Origin of the sequence: Kineococcus sp. R86509 (assembly GCF_042466365.1) — a bacterium.
GTDB lineage: Bacteria > Actinomycetota > Actinomycetes > Actinomycetales > Kineococcaceae > Kineococcus.
Genome location: NZ_JAXHCE010000001.1, coordinates 315,758 through 340,310 on the forward strand (window position 1 = coordinate 315,758; position 24,553 = coordinate 340,310).

Here is a 24,553-nt window from a genome sequence, read left to right on the forward strand (position 1 = left end):
TGCGGGCGCCGTCCCGGCGCCCACCCACCCAGTGGACGATGGAACGGAGCACCTCATGAGCAACAACCTCGAGACCCTGCACGAACACGGCGTGTCGGTCTGGCTGGACGACCTCTCCCGCGAGCTGACCGACGGCGGTGAACTCGGCCGCCTCGTCGAGGCCGGCGTCCTCGGCGTCACCTCGAACCCGACGATCTTCGCGAGCGCGCTGAGCAAGGGCGACCGCTACACCGACCAGGTGAAGGAGCTCGTCGCCGCCGGCGCCGACACCGAGGAAGCCGTCTTCCAGATCACCACCGAGGACGTCCGCAAGGCGTGCGACGTGCTCAAGCCGGTCTTCGACCGCACCGACGGGCTCGACGGCCGCGTCTCCCTCGAGGTCGACCCGCGCCAGGCGCGCGACACCGCCGGCACCGAGGTCTCCGCGCGCAAGCTGTGGAAGGCCGTCGACCGCGAGAACCTCTACATCAAGATCCCCGCGACCGTCGAAGGTCTCGCCGCGATCACCACCGCGATCTCCGAGGGCATCAGCGTCAACGTGACCCTGATCTTCTCCCTCGACCGCTACCGCGCCGTCATGCAGGCGTTCCTCACCGGGCTCGAGCAGGCCAAGCAGAACGGCCACGACATCTCCAAGATCGAGTCGGTCGCCTCCTTCTTCGTCTCCCGCGTCGACACCGAGATCGACAAGCGTCTCGAGGAGATCGGGACCGACGAGGCCAAGGCCCTGCGGTCCAAGGCCGGTCTCGCCAACGCGCGCCTGGCCTACCAGGCCTACGAGGAGGTCTTCTCGACCCCGCGCTGGCAGGTCCTCAAGGAGTCCGGCGCCCGCGCGCAGCGTCCGCTGTGGGCCTCGACCGGGGTCAAGAACCCCGACCTCCCCGACACCCTCTACGTCACCGGGCTCGTCGCCCCGAACACCGTGAACACGATGCCGGGCAAGACGCTCGAGGCGACCATCGACCACGCCGAGGTCACCGGGGACACCATCCGCGGTTCCTACGGCGAGTCCCAGGCCGTCCTCGACGACCTCGAGCGTCTCGGCGTCTCCTACACCGACGTCGTCGAGTTCCTCGAGACCGACGGTCTCGACAAGTTCGAGAAGAGCTGGGGCGAGCTGCTCACCACCGTCACCGACGAGCTGGAGCGAGTGAAGACGCAGGTCGACGCCCAGTGAGTCCGACGCGGGTGACGCACGCGGAGAACCCGCTGCGCGATCCGCGGGACCGTCGGCTCCCGCGGATCGCCGGTCCGTGCGGCATGGTGATGTTCGGCGTGACGGGTGACCTCGCGCGCAAGAAGCTCATGCCCGCGATCTACGACCTGGCGAACCGGGGCCTGCTGCCCCCCGGTTTCGCGCTGACGGGTTTCGCCCGTCGCGACTGGGTCGACCAGGACTTCGGCAAGATCGTCTACGACTCGGTGCGCCAGCACGCCCGGACCCCCTTCCGGGAGTCCGTGTGGGCCCAGCTCGCCGAGGGCTTCCGGTTCGTCCCCGGTGAGTTCGACGACGACGAGGCGTTCGACCAGCTCGCCACGACCGTCGCCGACCTCGACCGGGTCCGCGGTACCGGCGGGAACCACGCGTTCTACATGTCGATCCCGCCGCGGTTCTTCCCCGTCGTCGCCAAGCAGTTGGCGCGCAGCGGGTTGAGCGCCCAGCACGGCGACCAGTGGCGACGCGTCGTCATCGAGAAGCCCTTCGGGCACGACCTCAAGTCGGCGCGCGAGCTGAACGCCGTCGTCGAGAACGTGTTCCCGCCGGACTCGGTGTTCCGCATCGACCACTACCTCGGCAAGGAGACGGTCCAGAACATCCTGGCGCTGCGTTTCGCCAATCAGATGTTCGAGCCGCTCTGGAACGCCAACCACGTCGATCACGTGCAGATCACCATGGCCGAGGACATCGGCATCGGTGGCCGCGCGGGGTACTACGACGGGATCGGCGCCGCCCGCGACGTCATCCAGAACCACCTCCTGCAGCTGCTGGCGCTGACCGCGATGGAGGAGCCCGTCTCCTTCGACGCCGCCGACCTGCGCGCGGAGAAGGCCAAGGTCCTCTCCGCCGTGCGTCCGGCCAAGGACATCGCGAAGTCGACGGCCCGGGGCCAGTACGCCTCAGGCTGGCAGGGTTCGGAGTTCGTCAAGGGCTACCTCGACGAGGACGGGATCCCCTCGACCTCGACGACGGAGACGTTCGCGGCGATCGAGCTCGAGATCGACACCCGCCGCTGGGCGGGGGTCCCGTTCTACCTGCGGGCCGGCAAGCGGCTCGGGCGCCGGGTGACCGAGATCGCGGTCGTCTTCAAACGCGCCCCGCACCTGCCCTTCGAGAAGACCGCCACCGAGGAACTCGGGCAGAACGCCCTGGTGATCCGGGTGCAGCCCGACGAGGGCATCACCATGCGGTTCGGGTCGAAGGTCCCCGGGACGGCCATGGAGGTGCGCGACGTGACCATGGACTTCGGGTACGGCCACGCCTTCACCGAGTCCAGCCCCGAGGCCTACGAACGCCTCATCCTCGACGTGCTGCTGGGTGACCCGCCGCTCTTCCCCAGCCACACCGAGGTCGAACTGTCGTGGAAGGTCCTGGACCCGATCACGCAGTTCTGGGCCAAGAACGGCAAGCCCGAGCCCTACGCGTCGGGCAACTGGGGTCCCGCCTCGGCCGACGCCATGCTCGAACGGTCCGGCCGGCAGTGGCGGCGCCCGTGAGCCAGACCCACCAGGAGCTGATGTGATCATCGACCTGCCCAGCACGTCGACCAGCGCCATCAACAAGGCGATGGTCGACCTGCGGGACTCCGGCGGGGCCGTCGCGCTCGGCCGGGTCCTGACCCTCGTCGTCATCACCGACGACGCCCACGCCGAGGACGCCATCTCGGCGGCCAACGAGGCCAGCCGCGAGCACCCGTGCCGGGTGCTCGTGCTGGCCCGCGGCAACAAGCGCGGTGCGGCCCGCCTCGACGCCCAGATCCGCGTCGGCGGCGACGCCGGCGCGAGCGAGGTCATCGTGCTGCGTGCCTACGGCCCGCTCGTCGAGCACGGGGAGACGACCATCGTCTCCCTGCTGCTGCCCGACGCGCCGATCGTGGCGTACTGGCCCGGGACCGCGCCCGACGACCTGCGCACCGACCCCATCGGGGCCATCGCGCAGCGCCGCATCACCGACTCGGCGGAGGCGAGGGACCCGGCCAAGGCGCTGGACTCCCGCCGCACCAGCTACCGGGCCGGTGACACCGACCTGGCGTGGACGCGGCTGACCAACTGGCGTGCGCTGCTCGCCGCCGCGCTGGACCAGCCGCCCTACGAGCCGGTCACCTCGATCACGGTGGCCGGTGCCCCGGACAGCCCCAGCACCGAACTCCTCGCGGCGTGGCTCGCGGCGAAGCTCAAGGCGCCCGTCGTGCGGGCCCGCACCAAGCGTGGGACCGGGGTGCAGAGCGTCCGGTTGGAGCGCAAGTCCGGTGCGGTGGAACTCATCCGTCCGGAGCAGAGCGTCGCCACCCTCACCCAGCCCGGCCAGCCCGACCGCCGGCTGTCGCTGGCGCGTCGACTGGTGAAGGACTGCCTGTCCGAGGAGCTGCGTCGTCTCGACCCGGACGACGTCTACGGCGAGGTCCTGGCCGACGGCCTGCCCCAGGTCAACAAGAAGGTCATGTCCGTCCGCGACGCGCAGACCGCCGGCAAGCTCTCGACCCCGGCGGCCGCCGCGAAGCGCCAGGCCGCCGCCGAGCAGCAGTCGGCCAAGGTCTCGCGCAGCATGAAGGGCGCCCCGCCGGAGCCGGAACGCAGCGGGGACCTCACGCTCGCGGCACCGGTCAGCCCCACCCCGGCGGCCAGGAAGGCGGCTCCGCGCAAGCGGGCCGTCGCGAAGAAGGCCACGACGTGACCCGGGCGCTCGTCGTCCGGCACGCGACGCCGGACCTGTTGGCCGCCGCGACGGCCGGCCGGTTGCTCGCGGCCATCGCGGACGCCCAGGCCGAACGCGGGATCGCGCACGTGTCGCTCACGGGCGGCACCATCGGGGGCAAGACGCTCGCCGCGGTGGGGTCCTCCCCCGCGCGCGACAGCGTCGACTGGTCCCGCGTCCACCTGTGGTGGAGCGACGAACGGTTCCTCGCCGCCGGCGACCCCGAGCGCAACGCGACCCAGGCCGCCGACGCACTGCTCGACGCGCTGCCGCTGGACCCGGCCACGGTGCACCTGCCGCCGGCCACCGACGGTCCGGACGGGGACGACCTCGACGCGGCCGCGGCCCGCTACGCGGCCGAGCTGCTGGCCTTCGGGGGCGGGGCCGAGGTGCCCGCGTTCGACGTCCTGCTCCTGGGGATGGGGCCCGACGGTCACGTCGCCTCGTTGTTCCCGCACCACCCGGGGCTGGGTCGCGACGACTCCAGCGTCGTCGGGGTCCGGGATTCCCCGAAGCCGCCGCCGTTGCGGGTGTCGTTCACCTTCGGGGCCATCGCCCGCGCCCGCCAGGTCTGGCTCGTGGCGGCCGGGGCCGAGAAGGCGGCTGCCGTGGCCCGGGGGGTCGCGGCCGGCGACGTCTCCGAGACCCCCGCGGCGGGGGTCTTCGGGAGCGAGCGGACGCTCTGGCTCGTCGACGAGGCCGCAGCCTCCGACCTCTGAACCACCGAGGACGAGAGAAGGCCCCCTGCGGGAACCGCAGGGGGCCTTCTCTCGTTCGACAGGTCAGCGGATGAGACCGCGGGCCCGCAGGGAGTCGAGCGCTTCGTTGAGGATGGCCTCGCCGTCCGCGTCGGAGCGACGTTCCTTCACGTAGGCCAGGTGCGTCTTGTACGGCTCGTTCTTCAACGGAGCGGGCGGGTTGGCCCGGTCCGTGCCGGCGGGGAACCCGCACCGCGGGCAGTCCCAGGTCTCGGGCGGTTCGACCCCGGACTCCTCGGCGAAGCTGGGCTTCGTCTCGTGCCCGTTGGCGCACCAGTAGGAGATGCGGATGCGGGGCGCGGTGTCCCCGCGTTCCGCTTCGCCCATGGGGCCGGCGCCGACCCTGCTGCCCCGGATGGCGTTGCCACCTGCCACGTCGGTCCTCTTCCTGCTTCAGTCTCGGTGGATGCCGTGCTGCGGTGCCGGTTGGTCAGAACTCGTTGGTGAACCGCTCGACGAGGCCGAGGGTGACGATCGTGGCGAACCAGACCAGTCCCAGACCGACCGTGAAGCGGTTGAGGTTCCGTTCGGCCATGCTCGAGCCGGAGAGACTCGTCGTCACGCCGCCACCGAACATGTCGGACAGCCCACCCCCCTTGCCCTTGTGCAGGAGGATCAACAGCGTCAGGAGGAAGCTGGAGATCCCCAGGATGACCTGCAGCACGATGCGGAGCACGCTCACACCGGTCAGCCTAAGCCATCACTGGCGGTGTTCCCGCAGATTCGTCACGCGGGGTGGTCGCGGAAGCGGACGATCGCGGCGAAGTCCCCGGCGTCGGTGCTGGCCCCGCCGACCAGCGCACCGTCCACGTCGGGCTGCTTCATGATGGCCGCGATGCTCGCGGGCTTCACGCTGCCGCCGTAGAGGACCCGCACGGCGTCCGCGGTGGCCTGGTCGAACTGCTCGGCCACGGCGGCGCGCAGCGCGGCGCAGACCTCCTGGGCGTCCTCGGGCGTCGCGACCTCGCCGGTGCCGATCGCCCAGACCGGTTCGTAGGCCAGCACGAGACCGGCGACCTGCTCCGCGGTGAGCCCGGTGAGCGCCTGGGTGACCTGCCCGACCGTGAACTCGACGTGCTGCGCGGCCTTGCGGATCTCCAGGGCCTCGCCGACGCAGACGATCGGGGTCAGCCCGCTGGCCAGCGCCTTCGCCGTCTTCGTCCGCACGACCGCGTCGTCCTCGCCGTGGTACTGGCGACGCTCGGAGTGCCCGACGGCCACGTAGGCGACGCCGAGCTTGGCGAGCATCGCGCCCGAGACCTCACCGGTGTACGCCCCGGAGTCGTGCTCGGAGACGTCCTGCGCGCCGAGCTTGAGGGACAGCTTGTCCCCCTCGATCAGCGTCTGCACCGTGCGCAGGCTGGTGTGGGAGGGCAGCACGGCGACCTCGACGGCCGAGTAGTCGTGCCTGGCGTCCTTCAGCGTCCAGTCCAGCTTCTGGACCAGCAGGGTGCCCTGCTGGTGGTCCAGGGTCATCTTCCAGTTCCCGGCGATCAGCGGGGTGCGGGTCATCGTCGATCCTTCGTCTCGTCGGTTCAGGCGGGTCAGTCGAGGACGTCGAGGCCGGGCAGGTGCTTGCCCTCCAGGTACTCCAGGCTCGCTCCACCACCGGTGGAGATGTGCCCGAACTGCTCGTCGGCGAAGCCGAGGCTGCGCACCGCGGCCGCGGAGTCCCCGCCGCCGACGACGCTGAAGGCGCCGGAGTCGACGATGCCCTGCGCGACGGCGCGGGTGCCGTGGGCGTAGGGCTCCATCTCGAAGACGCCCATCGGGCCGTTCCAGAACACCGTGCGCGCGTCGGCGAGGCGGGCGGCGAACGCGGCGCCGGAGTCGGGGCCGATGTCGAGGCCCAGGCGGTCGGCGGGGATGGCGTCCGCCGCGACCACGTCGTGCTCGGCGTCCGCGGCGAAGGCCGTCGCGGCGACGACGTCGGTGGGCAGGACGAGCTCGACGCCCTTGTCCTTCGCGGTCCGCACGTACTGCGCGACGCGGTCGAGCTGGTCGGCCTCGAGCAGCGAGGTCCCGACCTCGTACCCCTGGGCCTTGAGGAAGGTGAAGACCATCCCGCCGCCGACGAGGAGGCGATCGCCCTCGCTCAGCAGCGACCCGAGCAGGTTGTCGATGACGCCGAGCTTGTCGGAGACCTTCGAGCCGCCCAGGACGACGGCGTAGGGCCGTTCCGGGGAGGTCGTGAGCCGCTTCAGCACCTCGACCTCGGTGGCGACGAGGCCACCGGCGGCGTGCGGCAACCGGCGCGCGACGTCGTAGACGCTGGCGTGCTTGCGGTGCACCGCACCGAAGCCGTCGGAGACGAAGGCGTCGGCGAGGGCGGCGAGCTCGTCGGCGAAGGCGCCGCGCTCCCCGTCGTCCTTGCTGGTCTCGCCCGCGTTGAAGCGGATGTTCTCGAGGAGGAGGAGCTCGCCGTCGGCGAGCGCGTCGACCGCGGCCTTGGCCTCCGGGCCCACGGTGACGGGGCTGAAGCCGACGGAGACGCCCTCGAGCAGCTCGGCGAGGCGGGCGTGCACGGGCGCCAGGGAGTACTTGGCCTCGGGGGCGCCCTTCGGGCGGCCGAGGTGCGCGGTCACCACGACGCGGGCACCGGCGTCGAGCAGACGACGCAGCGTCGGCACCGAGGCGCGGATGCGGCCGTCGTCGGTGATGACGGGAGCGTCACCGGACTGGTCGAGGGGGACGTTGAGGTCGCTGCGCACGAGGACGCGCTTGCCGGCCAGGCCGCCGATCTGGGCCTCGAGGTCGTCGATCGTCTTCACGGGTGTTCCTTTCGCGTGACTGCCCGGGTCCGGACGGACGACGGCCCGGGCACTCGTGACGCGAGTGCCCGGGCCGACGCGTCAGGACCTCAGAGCGAGGAGCCGACGAGCTTGACGAGGTCGACGAGGCGGTTGGAGTAGCCCCACTCGTTGTCGTACCAGCCGACGACCTTGACCTGGTTGCCGTTGACCTTGGTGAGGCCCGAGTCGTAGATGCACGACGCGGGGTCGGTGACGATGTCGGTGGAGACCAGCGGCTCGTCGGAGTAGACGAGGTAGCCCTTGAGCGGGCCGTCCGCGGCGGCCTGGTAGGCGGCGTTGACCTCGTCGACGGTGACCTCGCGGGCCAGCGTGACGGTGAGGTCGGTCGCCGAGCCGGTCGGGACCGGGACGCGCAGCGCGTAGCCGTCGAGCTTGCCCTTGAGCTGCGGCAGGACCAGGCCGATCGCCTTGGCCGCACCGGTCGAGGTCGGCACGATGTTGAGGGCCGCGGCGCGGGCGCGACGAAGGTCCTTGTGCGGGCCGTCCTGGAGGTTCTGGTCCGCGGTGTAGGCGTGGATCGTGGTCATCAGACCGCGTTCGATGCCGAAGGAGTCCTCGAGGACCTTCGCCAGCGGGGCCAGGCAGTTCGTGGTGCAGGACGCGTTCGAGATGATCGAGTGCTTCGCGCCGTCGTAGTCGGAGTCGTTGACCCCCATGACCAGGGTGACGTCGTTGTTGGTCGCCGGGGCGGAGATGACGACCTTCTTGGCGCCGGCGGTGAGGTGCGCCTTGGCCTTCTCACCGTCGGTGAAGAACCCGGTGGACTCCACGACGACGTCGACGCCCAGCGCGCCCCAGCCGAGGTTGGCGGGGTCGCGGTCGGCGAGGACCTTGATCGTCTTCGAGCCGACGACGATGGAGTCACCCTCGACCCGGACGTCCTCGGCGAGCTTGCCGAGGATCGAGTCGTGCTTGAGCAGGTGGGCCAGGGCCTTCGCGTCGGTGAGGTCGTTGACCGCGACGATCTCGAAGTCCGCGTTCTGCGCGAGTGCCGCGCGGAAGAAGTTGCGGCCGATGCGACCGAATCCGTTGATGCCGACGCGAGTGGTCATGCGCTCTCCTCCTTGACGCACCCTCGACCGGGCGGGCCTGGTGCGTCTCGTGCTTGCGGTACCGGTCCTGTGTCTGGTCCTACGGGTGCTGCGCCGCGGCCCCGCGGCGTCGCCCCGACCTTATGGCCTGCGTCACGTTCCCCGTGAACGGGGGTCCGCGCTCAGGCGTCGAGCATGTCCGCCGTGAGCCCGGACTCCGTACCCGGGATCCCGAGTTCGATGGCCTTCTTGTCCGCCATGCCGAGCAGCCGCCGGATCCGGCCGGCGATCGCGTCCTTGGTCATGGGCGGGTCGGCGAGCTGACCCAGCTCCTCGAGGCTGGCCTGCTTGTGCTCCAGGCGCAGCCGACCGGCCTGCAGCAGGTGGTCGGGGATCTCGTCACCGAGCAGTTCCAGCGCCCGTTCCACCCGGGCCCCCGCGGCGACCGCGGCCCGCGCGGAGCGGCGCAGGTTGGCGTCGTCGAAGTTCGCGAGGCGGTTGGCGGTGGCGCGGACCTCGCGCCGCATCCGGCGCTCCTCCCAGGTCATCATCGCGTCGTGGGCCCCGAGGCGGGTGAGCAGCGCGCTGATGGCGTCGCCGTCGCGCAGCACGACGCGGTCGACGCCGCGGACCTCGCGGGCCTTCGCCGACAGTTCGAGGCGGCGGGCCGCACCGACGAGGGCCAACGCCGCCTCCGGACCGGGGCAGGTCACCTCGAGCGCGGCGGAGCGGCCGGGTTCCGTGAGCGAACCGCGGGCCAGGAACGCCCCACGCCAGGCGGCCTCGGCGATCTGGGCGGAGCTGGAGACGATGTGCGAGGGCAACCCGCGGACCGGGCGACCCCGGGTGTCGAGCAGTCCCGTCTGGCGGGCCAGCGACTCCCCGTCGCGCGCGACGCGCAGCACGTAGCGGGTCCCCCGGCGCAGCCCCCCCGCCTGGACGACCAGCAGGTCGCTGGGGTGCCCGAACACGTCGGCGATGTCGCGTCGCAGGCGCCGCGCGATCGAGGCCGAGTCGAGCTCGGCCTCGATGACGATGCGACCGGACACGATGTGCAACCCGCCGGCGAAGCGCAGCATCACCGACACCTCGGCCTTGCGCGCCGCCGTCGTCGTCACCGGCAACCGGCTCAGCTCGTCCTTGACCGCTGCCGTCATCGCCATGACTGGACCTCCCCCGACACCCGCACCACGCGTGAGTCTCCTCGTTCCTGCTCTGTCCGCACGTCTGTCCACACGTCTGGTTCCACGACTACCACCGCAGCCCTCACCGCGCCGCGAACCGGGGCGAGGAGAAGACGTCACGGTAGGCCGCGGCCAACCGCAGCGCGTCGTGGCGCGGCGTTCCGTCACCCATCGACACGCTGCGCAGCAACACCTCCGCACCGAGGGCCTCCGCGACCCGCACCAGCGAGTCCACGTCACCGACGGCCACCGGGTCCGCCAGGACCGCGTCGATCACCAACGCCGGGGCGTGGGCCGCGAGGACCTCGAGGTAGGCCTCGGCGCTGAAGCCGTCGGTCTCCCCCGGCTGGACGGCGAGGTTCAGCGTGACGCACGTCCGGGCCCGGGTGCTGGTCAGGGCCGCGAGCAGCCCCGGCACCATGAGGTGCGGCAGGACGCTGGTGAACCACGACCCCGGCCCGAGCACGACCCAGTCGGCCGACCCGATGGCCTCGACGACCTCGGGGCGCACCGGCGGGTCGGAGGGGACGAGCCGGACGTTCGCGACGCGACCCGTCGTGGAGGCCACCGCGACCTGTCCGCGGACCGCGGTCGTCTCCTCCGGGGCGCCCTCGACGAGACCGAGGACGTCGGCCTCGATGTCGAGCGGGACCGCGGCCATCGGCAGCACCCGGCCCCGGGCCCCGAGCAGGCGCCCCACCCAGTCCAGGCCGGCGACCTCGTCGCCGAGCAGTTCCCACAGCGTCGAGATGAGCAGGTTGCCGGTGGCGTGACCGTGCAGCGACCCCTCGCTGGAGAAGCGGTGCTGCAGCACGTCGCGCCAGGTCCGGCCCCACTCGGAGTCGTCGCAGAGGGCGGAGAGGGCCATCCGCAGGTCACCCGGCGGCAGGCCGCCGAGCTCCCGGCGCAACCGCCCGGAGGAACCGCCGTCGTCGGCGACGGTCACGACCGCGGTCAGGCGGTCGGTGAGGTGACGCAGGGCCGAGAGCGAGGCCGAGAGTCCGTGGCCGCCGCCGAGGGCGACCACGGCGGGCGCACCGGACGCGCCGACCCCGGGCGGGGTGAGGGGCGGGGAACCCGTCGCCGGCACGGCCCCGACGGTGGGGATCAGGCCGGTCGGGAAGCTCGTGGACGAGGGGTGCGAGTGCTCGGGCAGCGTGCTCACTCCCGGCCCAGGTCGCGGTGCAGGACGCGCACCGGCACTCCGTCGCGGCGCAGCCGCTTGCCCAGTTCCTCGGTCATCGCGACCGATCGGTGCTTCCCGCCGGTGCAGCCGAAGGCGATCGTCGCGTAGCGCTTGTTCTCCCGCCGGTAACCGTCGAAGACCGGCGCGAGCGCGGCCTCGTAGCGGTCGAGGAACGTCGCGGCCCCGTCGGCGGCGAGGACGAACTCGGAGACGGGGGCGTCCTGACCGGTGAGCGGGCGCAGTTCGGGTTCCCAGTGCGGGTTCGGGATGAACCGGACGTCGGCGACGTGCTCGGCGTCGGCGGGGGTCCCGTACTTGAACCCGAAGCTCATGACCGTGACCCGCAGGTCCTCCGCGCGGTCGGCCTCGAAGAGCGAGGCGACCAGCGCGCCGAGCTGGTGGACGTTGAAGGAGCTGGAGTCCACGACGACGTCGGCCCGGGCGCGCAGTTCGCCGGTGAGGGCGCGTTCGCGGGCGATCCCGTCGACGATGCGGTCGTCGCCCTGCAGCGGGTGCGGACGGCGCACGGATTCGAAGCGGCGCACCAGGACGTCGTCGGTGGCGTCGAGGAACAGCACCCGCGGGGACACGTGCCGGGTGTCGAGGGCGGCCAGCGCCCCGGTGAGCTCGGCGAAGAACGTGCGCCCGCGGACGTCGACGACGACGGCGAGGCGCGGGATGGTCAGCCCGGCCCGGGCGGCGAGTTCCGCGAGCGGTTCCAGCATCTGCGGCGGGAGGTTGTCGACGACGTACCAGCCGAGGTCCTCCAGCGCCTTGCCGGTGGTCGAGCGTCCGGCCCCCGACATGCCGGTGATGATCAGGAGTTCGGGACGGCGTGGCCGTTCCCCGTCCCCTGCGTCGCTCGTACTGTCCGCCGCGTCCTGCACTCGCCCATCCTGTCATCCCGGGCGTGTCGCCCGCGACGAGCCTGGCACTCGTCGCTGTCGTCCGATCACCCTGCGTTCCAGCGAGGCGGTCCGGCCGTCAGTCGAGGAGCTCCCCCGTGGCCGTGTTGACCGCGGGCTGCGCCGCGGTGTCGACCACCGGGGTCCCGCCGCCCTGCAACGCCTCGACGACGGCCTGCGCCGTGCGCGGTCCCATGCCGGGGACGGCCGCGACCTCCTCGGCGGAGGCGGCACGGAGCTTCTTCACCGACCCGAAGTGGCGCAGCAGCGCCGTCTTGCGGGCCTGACCGAGGCCGGGGACGCCGTCGAGGGCGCTGGTCGTCATCGCCTTGCTGCGCTTGGAGCGGTGGTAGGTGATGGCGAAGCGGTGCGCCTCGTCGCGGACCCGTTGCAGCAGGAACAACCCGGGACTGGTGCGGGGCAGCACGATCGGGTGCGCCTCCCCCGGCAGCCAGACCTCCTCGAGGCGCTTGGCCAGGCCGCAGAGCGCGACGTCGACGATCCCGACGTCCGCGAGCGCCCGGGCGGCGGCCTCGACCTGGGGCTGGCCGCCGTCGACGACGACGAGGTTGGGGGCGTAGGAGAAGCGGCGGGGGCGGCCGGTGTCGGGGTCGATGCCGGCGAGGACCTCCCCGCTGACCGGGGCGGAGGTCTCGATCTCGGCGCCGTCGTCGGTCTCGGTGATGCGGGCGTCGTCGGCCTCGTCGCTGCGCAGCCGGCGGAAGCGGCGGGTGAGGACCTCGCGCATGGCGCGGGTGTCGTCGACGCCGCCCTCGTCGCCGCGGACGGCGAAGCGGCGGTAGTCGGACTTCTTGGGCAGGCCGTCCTCGAAGACGACCATCGAGGCGACGACGTTGGTCTCCTGGGTGTGGGAGACGTCGTAGCACTCGATGCGCAGCGGGGCCTCGTCGAGGCCGAGGGCCTCCTGGAGCTCCTGCAGCGCCTGGCTGCGGGTGGTGAGGTCCCCGCCGCGGCGGGTCTTGTGCAGGACGAGGGCCTGGGAGGCGTTGCGCTGCACCGTCTCCATCAGGGCGCGCTTGTCCCCGCGCTGGGGCACCCGCAGGTCCACCCGGGAGCCGCGCAGTTCGGAGAGCCAGTCCTCGACGTCGCTCTCGACGGTGGCGGGCAGTTCGGGGACGAGGACCTCGCGGGGGACGCCGTCGCCGGTCTCACCGCCGTAGACCTGGAGCAGGAGCTGTTCGACGAGTTCGGGGGTGCCGACGTCCTCGACCTTCTCGGAGATCCAGCCGCGCTGGCCCCGGACCCGGCCGCCGCGGACGTGGAAGACCTGGACGGCGGCTTCGAGCTCGTCGTCGGCGATGGCGAAGACGTCGGCGTCGGTGGCGTCGGGCAGGACGACGGCGGACTTCTCCAGGGCCTTGTCGAGGGCGCCGAGGTCGTCGCGCAGCCGGGCGGCGCGTTCGTAGTCGAGGTCGGCGGCGGCGACCTTCATCTCGCGTTCGGTGCGGCGGACGAACTTCTGGGTGTTGCCGGCCATGAAGTCGCAGAAGTCCTGGGCGAGGGCCTGGTGGTCCTCGGGGCTGATCTTGCCGACGCAGGGGGCGGAGCACTTGTCGATGTAGCCGAGCAGGCAGGGGCGTCCGACCTGACCGGCGCGCTTGTAGACGCCGGTGGAGCAGGTGCGGACGGGGAAGACGCGCAGCAGCAGGTCGACCGTCTCGCGGATGGCCCAGGCGTGGGTGTAGGGGCCGAAGTAGCGGGTGCCCTTGCGCTTGGCCCCGCGCATGACCTGGACCCGGGGGACGTCCTCGCCCATGGTGACGGCGAGGTAGGGGTAGGACTTGTCGTCGCGGTACTTGACGTTGAAGCGCGGGTCGAACTCCTTGATCCAGGAGTACTCCAGCTGCAGGGCCTCGACCTCGGTGGTGACCACGGTCCACTCGACGCTGGCGGCGGTGGTGACCATCGTCATCGTGCGCGGGTGCAGGGCCGAGAGGTCCTGGAAGTAGTTGGAGAGCCGGGCGCGCAGGTTCTTGGCCTTGCCGACGTAGATCACGCGGCCCTGGGGGTCGCGGAAGCGGTACACCCCGGGATCGAGCGGGATCTCCCCCGGCTTGGGGCGGTAGGTGGCGGGGTCGGGCACGGGTACGAGGTTAGGTCGCGGGTCCGACACGGGCCCCTCGTGGTCCCTCGTGGTCCCTCACGCACGCTTCGTTCCTGACCGAACACTTTCTGCGACAACGGGTGCGCAGTTGGTGTGAACTCTCGCTGGATCGCGGTGGAAGCACCTCGCCGGGGGTGTCCACCGGCCTACCGTCCGTACGTGGCCACCCCGACGATGAGCTCCGCCGACCTCCCCGCGCCCGAGCGTCCGCGGGGCCTGCGGCGACCGCTCGGGTTCCCCGTCGGCGAGGACGCTCCCGGCCCGGTCGCCGTCGTGCTCGGCACCCGCCCGGAGGCCATCAAGCTCGCTGACGTGGTGCGCCGGCTCGGCGGGGCCGGACTGCTCGTGCACACCGGCCAGCACCACGACGCCGCGATGTGGTCCGACGTCACGGCCCAGCTCGGCTTCGCCACCACCCCGCTCGGTCTGGGCGTGGGCGGGACCTCGCGCGGTCACCAGCTGGGGGCGGCGGTGGCCGCGCTCGACGCCACCTTCGCGCGGCACCGGCCCTCCTGCGTCGTCGTGCAGGGCGACACGACGGCCGCCCTGGCGGGCGCGCTGGCCGCGAACGCCGCCGACCTGCCGCTCGTGCACGTCGAGGCCGGTCTGCGCAGCTTCGACCGGCGGACGCCCGAGGAGCACCACCGCGTCACCATCGACCACCTGGCCGACCTCTGCTGCGCCCCGACCCCGGCCGCCGTCGCGCACCTGCGCGCCGAGGGGATCTCCGACGAACGGATCCTGCTGACCGGGAACACCGTGGTGGAGTCCGTCCAGCAGCTGCTGCCGGCGCAGGAGGAGCAGGACCGGATCCTCGCCGGCCTCGGGATCCGCGGCGACCACCTCCTCCTGACGCTCCACCAGCCGGAGAACGTCGACAACCCGGCCGTCCTGCGTCAGGTCCTCGCCGAACTGCGCGGCGTCGTCGCCGAGGGCCTGCAGGTCGTCTTCCCGGCCCACCCGCGAACGCTGGACCGCCTGCGCGGCAACGGCCTCGGTGACCTCCTCGAGGCCTTCACGACCATCGCGCCGCAGCCGCCGGCGGAGTTCCTGACGCTGCTGGACCGGGCGCGCCTCGTGGTCTCCGACTCCGGCGGCGTGCAGGAGGAGGTCAGCGTCCTGAAGAAGCGGCTGCTCGTGCTGCGCCGGTCCACCGAACGTCAGGAGGTGCTGGGGACCTTCGCCACGCTGGTCCCGGGCGGGTTGCGCCTGGGTGCCGCGGTGCGTTCCGCGCTGGCCGAGGACCCGCGCGCGCTGCTGGACGTTCCCTCACCCTACGGCGACGGGTCGGCCAGCCGGGTCATCGTCGAGTCGATCGTCAAGCTGGTCGCTCCCTACTGACCGGACGACTGACCGGACGACCGACCGCGCGCTCGAAGCGCACCAGGACCCGACCCGGGTTGTGCGGGTCGGGCGCCGCGCCCGCGTGCAACCGGCGGACGTGGGGCTGGGTCAGGAACGTCAGCACCCGCTCACGCAGCTGCCCGGACCCCTTGCCACACACGATCTCCGCCTGCGGTCCGCCGCTCGCGGCGGCCCGCAGCAGGAACGTGCGCAGGGCGTTGTCGATGTCGCGGCCGCTGCGGAAGACGGGGTGCAGGTCGAGGGAGAGCACCCCACCAGGATGAGGCCTCAGCCGGCGTGGCGGAGGATCTCGTCGACGACCCGCGACAGCGGGGCCGTCGCGTCGATCCGGACGGCGTCGCGCGGCAGATCCTCCCCGGTGGCGTGCACCCGCAGGACGAGCTCGCGCTCCTCGGGCCGCCCGCCGAACTCGTCGTCGCGCGCGGCGAGGCGGGCGATCAGGGTCGCGCGGTCGAGGTCGAGTACGACGACGGCGTCGAAGAGGTCGAGGAACGTCGCGTGGTTGCGCGAGCCCCCGCAGAAGAAGGTGGCCGGGGTACTCCGGTCCGCGACCAGCGCCCGTACGGCGTCCACCCGCCACAGGTGGTGGTCGTGAGTGTGACCGGTCGTGGGCTCACCGGTTACCGGGTCCCCCTGGTACGCGAGTTCGGTGTCGCCGTTGACGGCGTGGTGACCGCGCCGCTGCAACTCCCGGCAGACCGAGGTCTTGCCGCTGCCGGAGACCCCTTCGACGAGGACGTTGCGGACACCCACCGCTCAGTGCTCACCCGGGAGCGACATCAGCCCCGAACGGGCGACCCAGCCGCGGACGGGACGGGTGAGGAGCAGGACCGCGACGGCGACGTTCAGCACGACGGCGGCCAGGGCCACGACCCCGAACCCCACCACCACGAGCGAGGCGACCCCCAGGCCGCCGGCGAGGACCGAGAGGGCGAGGAGCACGACCCAGGCCAGACCGCTGCTGCGCCGGATGCGGTGCAGCAGCCACAGGTCCAGCGCGAACCAGACCAGGGCGAGGACCCCGCGGCCCGGGAGACCCAGGTAGAGGACCTCGCAGACCAGGACCGCCAGGAGCCGCTGCCCCACCGGATGGGTGCGCCACCACGTCGTGTTCACGGGCCCAGCCTAGGCCTCACCCCCGGGGCCCCGGAGCCCCGGACCTCAGGCGCCGCCGTTGATCGCGGTGGTGCGCAGGGCGGCGGCCTCGAGGCCGTGGGCCTTGAGGATCTCGTCGTAGCGGCCGGCGGCGATGGACTGCTGAAGGGCGACCTGGACGGCGTCGCGCAGGTCGCTGCGGTCCTTGGCGAACCCCAGGCCGTAGGGCGCCGCCTGCAACGGGTCCCCGGCCAGGGAGAGCGCCCCGCTCGAGGTGGTGACGAGGTCGGCGGCCGAGGGGTAGTCCTCGACGCCGAAGTCGGCGGCACCCGCCGCGACCCGGTCCGCGCTCTTGCCGTTGGGGACGTCCACGATGGCGACGGCGGGTTTCCCGGCGGCGGTGCAGAGTGCGGACTGCGCGGCGACGAGGTCGCCGTTGGTGGTACCGGAGTTGACGGCCGCGGTGTGCCCGCACCACGTGTCGGGCGCGGCCAGGCCGAGGGGGTTCCCGGCCGCGGCGATGGCCTGGCTGCCGGCGATGAAGTAGTCGACGAAGTCCACCTTCTCCTGGCGGGCGGCGCGGTCGGTCATCGAGGAGACGACGAGGTCGGCCCGGTGCGCGCCGACGGTGTCGATGAGGTCGTCGAAGCCGGTCTGGACGAAGGTCACCTTCAGGCCCATCCGCTGGGCCAGGTCGGTGACCACGTCGATGTCGGCGCCGGTGAACGCGGTGCCGTTCATCGACTCCATCGGGGCGTAGGTGGCGTCGGTGGCCACCGTGAGCGTCCCGGGCGTGAGCAGGGGGAGGTCGACCGCGACCGTCGACGCGGGGGCGGTGGCGGAGGCGTCTCCCCCGCAGCCGGCCAGGACCGGCAGGGTCGCCGCGAGGACGAGCGTGGCGGTGAGCGCCCGGGATCGGGACAGCGGTGCGGGCACGGTGGCTCCTCGGACTCCGGCGACGAAGGGGCCCGGTGGGGCCCCCGCTGTGTCCATCGGCAGCTGGGGCGGTGGGCCCGTTCACCCGTTCGGGTGTCGCTTCCTCGGCGCAACCGGTTCAGTCACCGCGACGGGACGCCGATGCCGAACCTCGTGGGGTCTGGTCCCCACCGACCGGTCAGGAGCCCCCGCATGTCCAGCACGACCGCTGCCCCCCGCCGTTCGACGAGTCTCGCCACCCGGGTCGCGCTGCTCGCGGTCACCGGCCTGGTGGGTGTCGCTGCCGTGGGCACCATCGGCCTCGTCGGTTCCGCGGGCCAGGACTCCGCCCGGACCACGCTGGTGCGGGCCGAGCGGGCCGCCACCCTGGCCGAGACCGTCGACGCGCAGCAGGCCGCCCTGCGCGCGGACGTGCTGGTGTCGGTGGTGGCCGCGAACGCCGCCGACCGGCAGGCGGCGATGTCCGCGCTGGGCGACGACGCCGTCGCGCTCCGGGCCGCGTTGCGCGAGCTGGCCGCGGCGGGCAACCCGCAGACGCGCGCAGCCGCCGAGCAGCTGCTGACCGAGTCCGAGCAGCTCGTCACGCTGGGCCAGCGGGTCGTCTCCCTCGCCAACCACGACGTCACCGACCCCGGTCAGGTCGCGGCCCGCGAGGCCGTGCCCGCGTTCACCGCGCAGGCCACGAAGGTCGCCGCGGCACTGCCGCAGATCCGCGAGCAGGCGTCCACCGCCCGCGCCGGGGCCATCACCGCGGCGGACGGCGCCCGGCGCAAGGCGCAGCTGCTGACGCTGGTCACGGCCGCCGTCGTCGCCGCTCTGCTGGCGGTGGTCGCGCTCACGGTCGTGACGTCGTTGCGCCGTCGGTTGCGCGCGACGGTGACGGTGCTGGAAGCGCTGGCCGACGGGCGCCTGGACCAGCGCGGCGAGGTGGGTCGTCACGACGAGATCGGGCGGATGACCCTGGCGTTGAACACCGCCCTGGACCGGATGTCGGGCCTGCTGTCCCAGGTCGCGCGCTCCAGCGACGAGCTGACGGCGTCCGCGGCGGACCTGACCGGCGTCTCCGGTGACCTGCGCGACCGGGCCGCGGGGACGGCGTCCCAGGCCGACGCCGGATCGGCGGCGTCGGAGGAGATCTCGGTGACGATCCGTTCCGTCGCCGACTCCAGCGCGGAGATGGAACAGGCCATCGCCCAGATCGCGGCGGCGACCACGGAGGCCAGCCAGGTCGCCCACGACGCCGTCGCGGCGTCCGGGGACGCGGCCCGCACGGTCCAGGGCCTGGCCCGGTCGTCGGCGGAGATCGGCGACATCGTGAAGGTCATCACCTCCATCGCCGAGCAGACGAACCTGCTGGCCCTGAACGCGACCATCGAGGCCGCTCGCGCCGGGGAGTACGGCAAGGGGTTCGCCGTCGTCGCCAGCGAGGTGAAGGAGCTCGCCACCGAGTCGGCGCGCACGTCGGAGACGATCGTCGCGAAGATCGCTGCGGCGCAGCAGGACGCGGCTGCGGCCAGCGTCGCGATCGGGCGCATCGACGAGGTCGTGGAACGCATCAGCGCGATCCAGTCGACGATCGCGAGCGCCGTGGAGGAGCAGACCGCGACGACGCGGGAGATGGTCCGCAACGTCGAGGAGATCGCGGCCGGGTCCAGCGACGTCACCCGGTCCATCACGGGGATGGCGCAGGACGTGAACCGCACGACGGGTGATGCCCAGCGCACGGCGGACGCGGCCGAGCAGGTCGCACGCTCGGCCGCCCGCCTCGACGAGGCGGTCCGCAGCTTCCAGGTCTGAGTCCCCGACCGCTGCCGCGTGGGTGCGTCAGACGGTGGTGAGGACGTGCGCGCCGATGCTGCGGCCCGCGAGCAGCGCGTCCTCCGGCCCGATCCCGTCGTGGCGCCCGTGGCGTCCGACCCGGGCGAGGTTGGAGAACGCGTCGAGCTGGACGTCGAGCTGCGCGCGAGCCGCTTCGGCGCCGCGGGTCGGCACGGGCACGCTGCGCGGCAGGCGGAGCACGTCGTGGTCGAGGACGCGGACACCGCGGTCCACCCCGAAGGCGGGGAGTTCCGCGATGGCGAGCTGGGCGAGCTCGTGGTCGGTCCGGGCCGACAGGTCGTCGTCGCCGGAGCTCCAGAACTCCGCGCAGAGGACGGTCCGGGGTTCGTCGCGGAACGCGGCGGGACGCCAGACCCGGGTGTTGGAGAGGCGCCCGACGCGCAGCGACTCGTCGCAGGCGGTGACGTGGTGGCTGTCCTGGCCGACGTCACCGTCGAGGAGCAGGTGGACGAGGTAGGTGTCGCGGCTGCGCAGCGACGGGCCGCTCGGGGCGGTGGTACCGGGGAGCCACCGCACCAGCACGGGCGCGGGGACGCTGGAGACCACGGCACGGGCGGCGATCGAGAACTTGGCCGAGGTGTCACGCACCCGGACGGCGGTGACCCGGCCGTCGGTGGCGCTCAGTCCGGTCACGGTGGTGCCGAGCAGGATCCGGGCGCCGCGGGCGCGCAGCCGACGGGCCAGCTCGTCCCAGACGGCGCCGGTCCCCTCGCTCGGGGTGAGGAGTTCGACGGGTCGCTCCCCGCCGCGGCGGGTGCCCTGCAGCTCGTCGGCGAAGGCCGGGGACAGGTCGCGGGGGTGGGCCCCGAGGTACTTGCGGGTGTGGGGGACGAGGAGTTCCTCGACGACGGCGCGGCCGTGGCTCGCGACGAGCGCCTGGTAGGCGTCGACGGGGGTGCGGGGTTCGCGGCGGTTCAGCGTCGCGGCGAGGCGGGCACCGGCGGTGCGGGCCGCGGCTCCGGCGCCGACGGTGCGCAGGACCTGACCGGGACGGGGCGGGAAACCCACGACGCGTCCGCGCCAGACGGCGGATCGCCGCGCCCGGGTGCGTTCCACCCCGCCGACGGCGCCGGCGAGGTCCAGCCACCGGGTCACCGACTCCGGGTGGGCGTCGGAGCGGAAGCTGTGCGGGCCGAGGTCGAAGCGGTGGCCCCACAACTCGATCGAGCGGGACAGACCACCGGCCTCGGGGGCGCCGTCCACGACCACGACCTGGGCCCCGGCGTCCAGCAGGTGCTCGGCGGCGGCCAGCCCCGCGGGACCGGCCCCGATGACGACGACCGGCTGGTCGGTGCCGGCGCGGCCGGTCACACCCTCCACGACGAGCGCGCTCACGTCGTACTCCTCTGCCCCATGTGCTTCTCCCCGAGACGATCCGTGGTCCCCGCGGTGAGGAGTCCCTCGACCGCGGCTCCCCGCGGCGGTGCGGTGCTCGTGGTCACGGTGTCGTTCAACGTCCCCCCCCCAGGTCGGTGCCGCGCGGAGACCCCCCGGAATCCGTGCGTGATCACGAGGAGTGTGGCAGGCGGGACGACCGTCGGGACGGCAAACCCCCGATCTGCGCGCGAGAAACACGAAGCGTTCTCGACGGTGACCGGCAGTTGCCGAGGAGGGCACCGGACCTTCACGGAGAGTAGGTGATCGGGGCACTCAGCAGCCCCGATCACCCGCCGCCCACAGGCGGGGCTCAGCTCGCGCGGGCTCGCCGACGCGACGTCGTGGTCGCTGCCGTCGGGGTCTTGAGCACCTCGGCGAGGAACTGGCCGGTGTAGCTGTCCGGGTTCGCCGCGACGTCCTCGGGAGTGCCCTCGGCCACGACCTTGCCGCCGCCGCTGCCGCCCTCGGGGCCCATGTCCACCAGCCAGTCGGCGGACTTGATGACGTCGAGGTTGTGCTCGATGACCAGGACGCTGTTGCCCTTGTCGACGAGACCCTGCACGACACCGAGCAGACGGCGGATGTCCTCGAAGTGCAGACCCGTGGTGGGTTCGTCGAGGACGTAGATCGTCCGGCCGTTGGAGCGCTTCTGCAGCTCCGAGGCGAGCTTCACCCGCTGGGCCTCGCCCCCCGACAGCGTCGTCGCCGGCTGCCCGAGACGGACGTAGCCGAGACCGACCTCGGTGAGGGTCGTCATGAACCGCGAGATCGCCGGGACGGCCGCGAAGAAGTCCTTGGCCTCCTCGATGGGCATGTCGAGGACCTCGGCGATGGTCTTGCCCTTGAAGTGCACCTCGAGGGTCTCGCGGTTGTAGCGCGCACCGTGGCAGACCTCGCACGGGACGTAGACGTCGGGGAGGAAGTTCATCTCGATCTTCAGCGTCCCGTCGCCGGAGCACGCCTCGCAGCGGCCGCCCTTGACGTTGAAGGAGAACCGGCCGGCCTGGTAGCCGCGCAGCTTGGCCTCCGGGGCGGAGGCGAACAACTTGCGGATGTGGTCGAAGACACCGGTGTAGGTGGCCGGGTTGGAGCGCGGCGTGCGCCCGATCGGGCTCTGGTCGACGTGCACGACCTTGTCGAGGTGCTCGAGTCCCTTGACGGCCTTGTGCCGCCCGGGGACCCGGCGGGCACCGTTGAGCTGGTTGGCCAGGACCGTGTAGAGGATGTCGTTGACCAGGGTCGACTTCCCCGACCCCGACACCCCCGTCACACCGACCAGGCAGCCCAGCGGGAACTCGACCGTGACGTCCTGCAGGTTGTTCTGCCGTGCCCCCGTGACCACGAGCTTGCGGCCCGGGTCGATCGGGCGGCGCTGCTCGGGGACCTCGATGGCCCGGGCCCCGGAGAGGTACTGCCCGGTGAGCGAGCGCGGGTTCTCCAGCAGGCCCTTGAAGTCGCCCGAGTGCACGACCTCCCCACCGCGCTCCCCCGCCCCCGGACCGAAGTCCACGATCCAGTCGGCCACCCGGACGGTGTCCTCGTCGTGCTCGACGACGATGAGGGTGTTGCCCAGGTCGCGCAGCCGGGTCAGGGTGTCGATGAGGCGGCGGTTGTCGCGCTGGTGCAGCCCGATGCTCGGCTCGTCGAGGACGTAGAGGACGCCCACGAGGCCGGAACCGATCTGCGTCGCGAGCCGGATGCGCTGGGCCTCCCCGCCCGAGAGCGTGCCCGCCGGGCGGTCGAGCGAGAGGTAGTCGAGGCCGACGTCGAGGAGGAACCCCAACCGGGCCTGGATCTCCTTGAGGACCTGCGCGGCGATCCGCTTCTCCCGCGTCGAGAGCTGCAGGGCGTTGAGGAACGTCGAGCACTCGTCGAGCGGCATCGCGCAGACCTCGGAGATCGAGCGGTCGCCGACCTTCACCGCGAGGATCGAGGGCTTGAGCCGGGCCCCGTGGCACACCGGGCACGGCGTCTCGCGCATGTAGCCCTCGTAGCGCTCCTTGCTCATGTCCGACTCGGTCTCGCCGTGGCGGCGCTTGATGAAGTCGACGACGCCCTCGAAGCCGGTGGAGTACGAACGTTCGCGCCCCCAGCGGTTCTTGTAGCGGACGTGGACCTCGTGGTCCTTGCCGCGCAGCAACGCGTCCTTGGCGCGCTTGGGCAGGGCCCGCCACGGGACGTCCATCGAGAAGGTGAGGTCGGCCGCGAGCGCCGTCATGAGCCGCTGGAAGTAGTCGGCGGAACTGCTGGCCCAGGGCGCGATGGCGCCCTCGTTGAGCGAGAGGTCCTCGTCGGGGACGACGAGCTCGGGGTCGACCTCGAGCTGGGTGCCGATGCCGGTGCACTCCGGGCAGGCGCCGAAGGGGGCGTTGAAGGAGAAGCTCCGCGGTTCGATGTCGTCGATGTCCAGCGGGTGCTCGTTGGGGCAGGCCATCTTCTCGGAGAAGCGACGCTCCCCCTCGGGGCCCTCGACGTCGACGAGGTCCACGACCAGTAGTCCGGCGGAGAGGACGAGGGCCGTCTCGACGGAGTCGGTGAGGCGCCGCTTCACACCGTCCTTGAGGACGAGGCGGTCGACGATGACCTCGATGGTGTGCTTGAGCTTCTTCTGCAGCGTCGGCGGGTTGTCGAGGGCCACGACCTCGCCGTCGACGCGGGCGCGGGCGAAGCCCTTGGTCTGCAGCTCGCGGAAGAGGTCGGCGTACTCGCCCTTGCGGTCGCGCACCATCGGGGCGAGGACCTGGAAGCGGGTGCCCTCGGCCATCTCCAGCAGCTGGTCGACGATCTGCTGCGGGGTCTGGCGTCCGATCGGCTCCCCGCAGACGGGGCAGTGCGGACGTCCGGCGCGGGCGTAGAGCAGACGGAGGTAGTCGTAGACCTCGGTGATCGTGCCGACGGTGGAGCGGGGGTTGCGCGAGGTCGACTTCTGGTCGATCGAGACGGCCGGGGAGAGCCCCTCGATGAAGTCGACGTCGGGCTTGTCCATCTGGCCCAGGAACTGGCGGGCGTAGGCCGAGAGCGACTCGACGTAGCGGCGCTGCCCCTCGGCGAAGATCGTGTCGAAGGCCAACGAGGACTTGCCCGAACCCGAGAGGCCCGTGAAGACGACGAGGCTGTCCCGGGGCAGGTCGACGGAGACGTTCTTCAGGTTGTGCTCACGGGCACCGCGCACGACGAGACGGTCGTTGGCCACCCGGGCGGAGGTCACCGATCGTGTCGCCGCGCTGGCGGCGGTCTTCGCGCGGGTACCCGGAGAACGAGGGCTGGAAGAGGGAGAGCGAGTGGCCACGGGGCAACCCTAGGCGTCACCTCCGACACGAGCCTCCGCGGTGTTCGGACGGCGTTCGGGGGCCCGGTCCGTGCCGAACGCCCACCTCGGGGTCAACCGATCGGCGGACGCGGTAGTTGAAAGCGCTGCATAAGCTGGGGACATGGCACCATCCGGCACGCTGATCGAGGTCCAGAGCACCACCGCGTCGCAGGACGCCGAACCGGGCCCGGTGGCGGGCGAGGGCACCCGGTGGCTGGACGACGACGAGCAGGTGACCTGGCGGACGTTCCTGTCGACCATGCAGCTGCTGCTGGACCGCTTCGACCGGCAGCTGCAGCAGGACTCCGGGATCGTCCTCACGTACTACGAGATGCTCGTGCGCCTCTCGGAGGCCCCGGACCGCTCGCTGCGCATGAGCGAGCTCGCGGAGTCCTCGTTGTCCTCCCGCAGCCGCGTCTCGCACGCCGTGGCCCGGATGGAGGAACGGGGCTGGGTCCGTCGCGAAGCCTGCCCCACCGACGGCCGGGGATACCTCGCCGTCCTCACCGACGAGGGTTTCGCCGCCCTCGCCCAGGCCGCTCCGGGCCACGTGGAGACCGTGCGGCGTGATCTCTTCGACCAGCTCTCCCCGACCCAGCTCGAGCAGTTGCGCGGGATCGGCGAGACGCTGATGGCCCACCTCACCGAGACCGGCAGCGTCTCCCCCGTCCCGGGCCTGCCCGGCGCGCCCTGACGCGGCGCTCGCGGTGGCGCAG

Annotated in this window: 22 protein-coding genes; 7 read left to right on the top strand and 15 right to left on the bottom strand. The window is 72.3% G+C overall.

The features are described from left to right. The first annotated feature begins 55 nt into the window (after window positions 1-55). From tal to pgl, 4 genes are read left to right on the top strand one after another with little or no spacing between them, the layout of a single operon-like run. On the top strand, window positions 56-1,177 hold the full coding sequence (gene tal / locus SJY07_RS01555; protein ID WP_380156551.1) for a transaldolase: 1,122 nt from the start codon (window positions 56-58) through the stop codon (window positions 1,175-1,177). Then, on the top strand, window positions 1,174-2,715 hold the full coding sequence (zwf, locus tag SJY07_RS01560) for a glucose-6-phosphate dehydrogenase (protein WP_328295993.1): 1,542 nt from the start codon (window positions 1,174-1,176) through the stop codon (window positions 2,713-2,715). The genes tal and zwf overlap by 4 nt, the downstream gene beginning before the upstream one ends. A gap of 22 nt (window positions 2,716-2,737) precedes the next feature. Continuing rightward, a complete protein-coding gene (gene opcA, locus SJY07_RS01565; protein ID WP_380156553.1) occupies window positions 2,738-3,892 on the top strand; it encodes a glucose-6-phosphate dehydrogenase assembly protein OpcA in 1,155 nt (384 codons plus the stop codon). Beyond that, window positions 3,889-4,632, top strand: a complete 744-nt coding sequence (pgl, locus tag SJY07_RS01570) for a 6-phosphogluconolactonase (RefSeq protein ID WP_380156555.1) — start codon at window positions 3,889-3,891, stop codon at window positions 4,630-4,632. Before opcA ends, pgl begins: the two co-directional genes overlap by 4 nt. A 63-nt stretch (window positions 4,633-4,695) precedes the next feature. Here pgl and SJY07_RS01575 read toward each other — a convergent pair whose 3' ends face one another. The 9 genes from SJY07_RS01575 to uvrC all read right to left on the bottom strand — a co-directional run bounded on the left by SJY07_RS01575 (window position 4,696) and on the right by uvrC (window position 13,894). Next, window positions 4,696-5,046 carry an RNA polymerase-binding protein RbpA gene (locus tag SJY07_RS01575; protein ID WP_328295990.1) on the bottom strand — a complete coding sequence of 117 codons (351 nt, stop codon included), beginning with the start codon at window positions 5,044-5,046 and terminating at the stop codon, window positions 4,696-4,698. Between the two features lie 55 nt (window positions 5,047-5,101). After that, window positions 5,102-5,353 carry a preprotein translocase subunit SecG gene (secG, locus tag SJY07_RS01580; RefSeq protein WP_328295989.1) on the bottom strand — a complete coding sequence of 84 codons (252 nt, stop codon included), beginning with the start codon at window positions 5,351-5,353 and terminating at the stop codon, window positions 5,102-5,104. 44 nt (window positions 5,354-5,397) lie between these two features. Beyond that, a complete protein-coding gene (gene tpiA / locus SJY07_RS01585) occupies window positions 5,398-6,183 on the bottom strand; it encodes a triose-phosphate isomerase (RefSeq protein ID WP_328295988.1) in 786 nt (261 codons plus the stop codon). A 32-nt stretch (window positions 6,184-6,215) separates the two neighbouring features. Continuing rightward, window positions 6,216-7,442 (bottom strand): phosphoglycerate kinase, encoded by a 1,227-nt coding sequence (locus tag SJY07_RS01590; RefSeq protein WP_380156558.1) that lies wholly within the window; start codon window positions 7,440-7,442, stop codon window positions 6,216-6,218. An 89-nt stretch (window positions 7,443-7,531) separates the two neighbouring features. Continuing rightward, on the bottom strand, window positions 7,532-8,536 hold the full coding sequence (gene gap / locus SJY07_RS01595) for a type I glyceraldehyde-3-phosphate dehydrogenase (RefSeq protein WP_380156560.1): 1,005 nt from the start codon (window positions 8,534-8,536) through the stop codon (window positions 7,532-7,534). A 161-nt stretch (window positions 8,537-8,697) separates the two neighbouring features. Beyond that, complete coding sequence (gene whiA, locus SJY07_RS01600; protein ID WP_328295985.1) at window positions 8,698-9,678, bottom strand: DNA-binding protein WhiA; 981 nt, start codon at window positions 9,676-9,678, stop codon at window positions 8,698-8,700. Between the two features lie 103 nt (window positions 9,679-9,781). Continuing rightward, the gene (gene yvcK, locus SJY07_RS01605; protein WP_380162093.1) at window positions 9,782-10,807 is read right to left on the bottom strand and encodes a uridine diphosphate-N-acetylglucosamine-binding protein YvcK; all 1,026 of its coding nucleotides are present in this window, start codon (window positions 10,805-10,807) and stop codon (window positions 9,782-9,784) included. A gap of 53 nt (window positions 10,808-10,860) precedes the next feature. Next, window positions 10,861-11,772, bottom strand: a complete 912-nt coding sequence (gene rapZ / locus SJY07_RS01610; protein WP_328295983.1) for an RNase adapter RapZ — start codon at window positions 11,770-11,772, stop codon at window positions 10,861-10,863. 97 nt (window positions 11,773-11,869) lie between these two features. Further along, entirely contained in the window at window positions 11,870-13,894 is a 2,025-nt protein-coding gene (gene uvrC, locus SJY07_RS01615; RefSeq protein ID WP_380156563.1) for an excinuclease ABC subunit UvrC, read from the bottom strand. Window positions 13,895-14,074: 180 nt separating this feature from the next. Between uvrC and wecB the strand changes: the two genes are divergently transcribed. Beyond that, window positions 14,075-15,256 (top strand): non-hydrolyzing UDP-N-acetylglucosamine 2-epimerase, encoded by a 1,182-nt coding sequence (gene wecB, locus SJY07_RS01620; protein ID WP_380156565.1) that lies wholly within the window; start codon window positions 14,075-14,077, stop codon window positions 15,254-15,256. On the opposite strand, the gene SJY07_RS01625 is transcribed toward wecB, so the two are convergent. The 4 genes from SJY07_RS01625 to SJY07_RS01640 are packed head-to-tail and all read right to left on the bottom strand — an operon-like array spanning window position 15,234 to window position 17,311. After that, the gene (locus tag SJY07_RS01625) at window positions 15,234-15,530 is read right to left on the bottom strand and encodes a Smr/MutS family protein (protein WP_328295980.1); all 297 of its coding nucleotides are present in this window, start codon (window positions 15,528-15,530) and stop codon (window positions 15,234-15,236) included. The genes wecB and SJY07_RS01625 overlap by 23 nt on opposite strands. A 17-nt stretch (window positions 15,531-15,547) precedes the next feature. Then, complete coding sequence (locus tag SJY07_RS01630) at window positions 15,548-16,033, bottom strand: AAA family ATPase (protein ID WP_380156567.1); 486 nt, start codon at window positions 16,031-16,033, stop codon at window positions 15,548-15,550. Between the two features lie 3 nt (window positions 16,034-16,036). After that, entirely contained in the window at window positions 16,037-16,396 is a 360-nt protein-coding gene (locus SJY07_RS01635) for a hypothetical protein (protein WP_380156569.1), read from the bottom strand. A 45-nt stretch (window positions 16,397-16,441) separates the two neighbouring features. Further along, a complete protein-coding gene (locus SJY07_RS01640) occupies window positions 16,442-17,311 on the bottom strand; it encodes an ABC transporter substrate-binding protein (protein WP_380156571.1) in 870 nt (289 codons plus the stop codon). Window positions 17,312-17,503: 192 nt separating this feature from the next. Here SJY07_RS01640 and SJY07_RS01645 point away from each other — a divergent pair, with 192 nt between their 5' ends. Further along, window positions 17,504-19,108: a methyl-accepting chemotaxis protein gene (locus SJY07_RS01645; RefSeq protein WP_328295976.1), complete on the top strand. Its 1,605-nt coding sequence runs from the start codon at window positions 17,504-17,506 to the stop codon at window positions 19,106-19,108. Window positions 19,109-19,135: 27 nt separating this feature from the next. Here the strand turns inward: SJY07_RS01645 and SJY07_RS01650 are convergent, their stop codons facing one another. Both SJY07_RS01650 and uvrA read right to left on the bottom strand, forming a co-directional pair. Continuing rightward, window positions 19,136-20,485 carry a protoporphyrinogen/coproporphyrinogen oxidase gene (locus SJY07_RS01650; protein WP_380156573.1) on the bottom strand — a complete coding sequence of 450 codons (1,350 nt, stop codon included), beginning with the start codon at window positions 20,483-20,485 and terminating at the stop codon, window positions 19,136-19,138. 352 nt (window positions 20,486-20,837) lie between these two features. After that, window positions 20,838-23,735 (bottom strand): excinuclease ABC subunit UvrA, encoded by a 2,898-nt coding sequence (gene uvrA, locus SJY07_RS01655; protein WP_380156575.1) that lies wholly within the window; start codon window positions 23,733-23,735, stop codon window positions 20,838-20,840. Between the two features lie 223 nt (window positions 23,736-23,958). Here uvrA and SJY07_RS01660 point away from each other — a divergent pair, with 223 nt between their 5' ends. Next, window positions 23,959-24,531, top strand: a complete 573-nt coding sequence (locus SJY07_RS01660) for a MarR family winged helix-turn-helix transcriptional regulator (protein ID WP_380156577.1) — start codon at window positions 23,959-23,961, stop codon at window positions 24,529-24,531. Window positions 24,532-24,553: the final 22 nt, after the last annotated feature.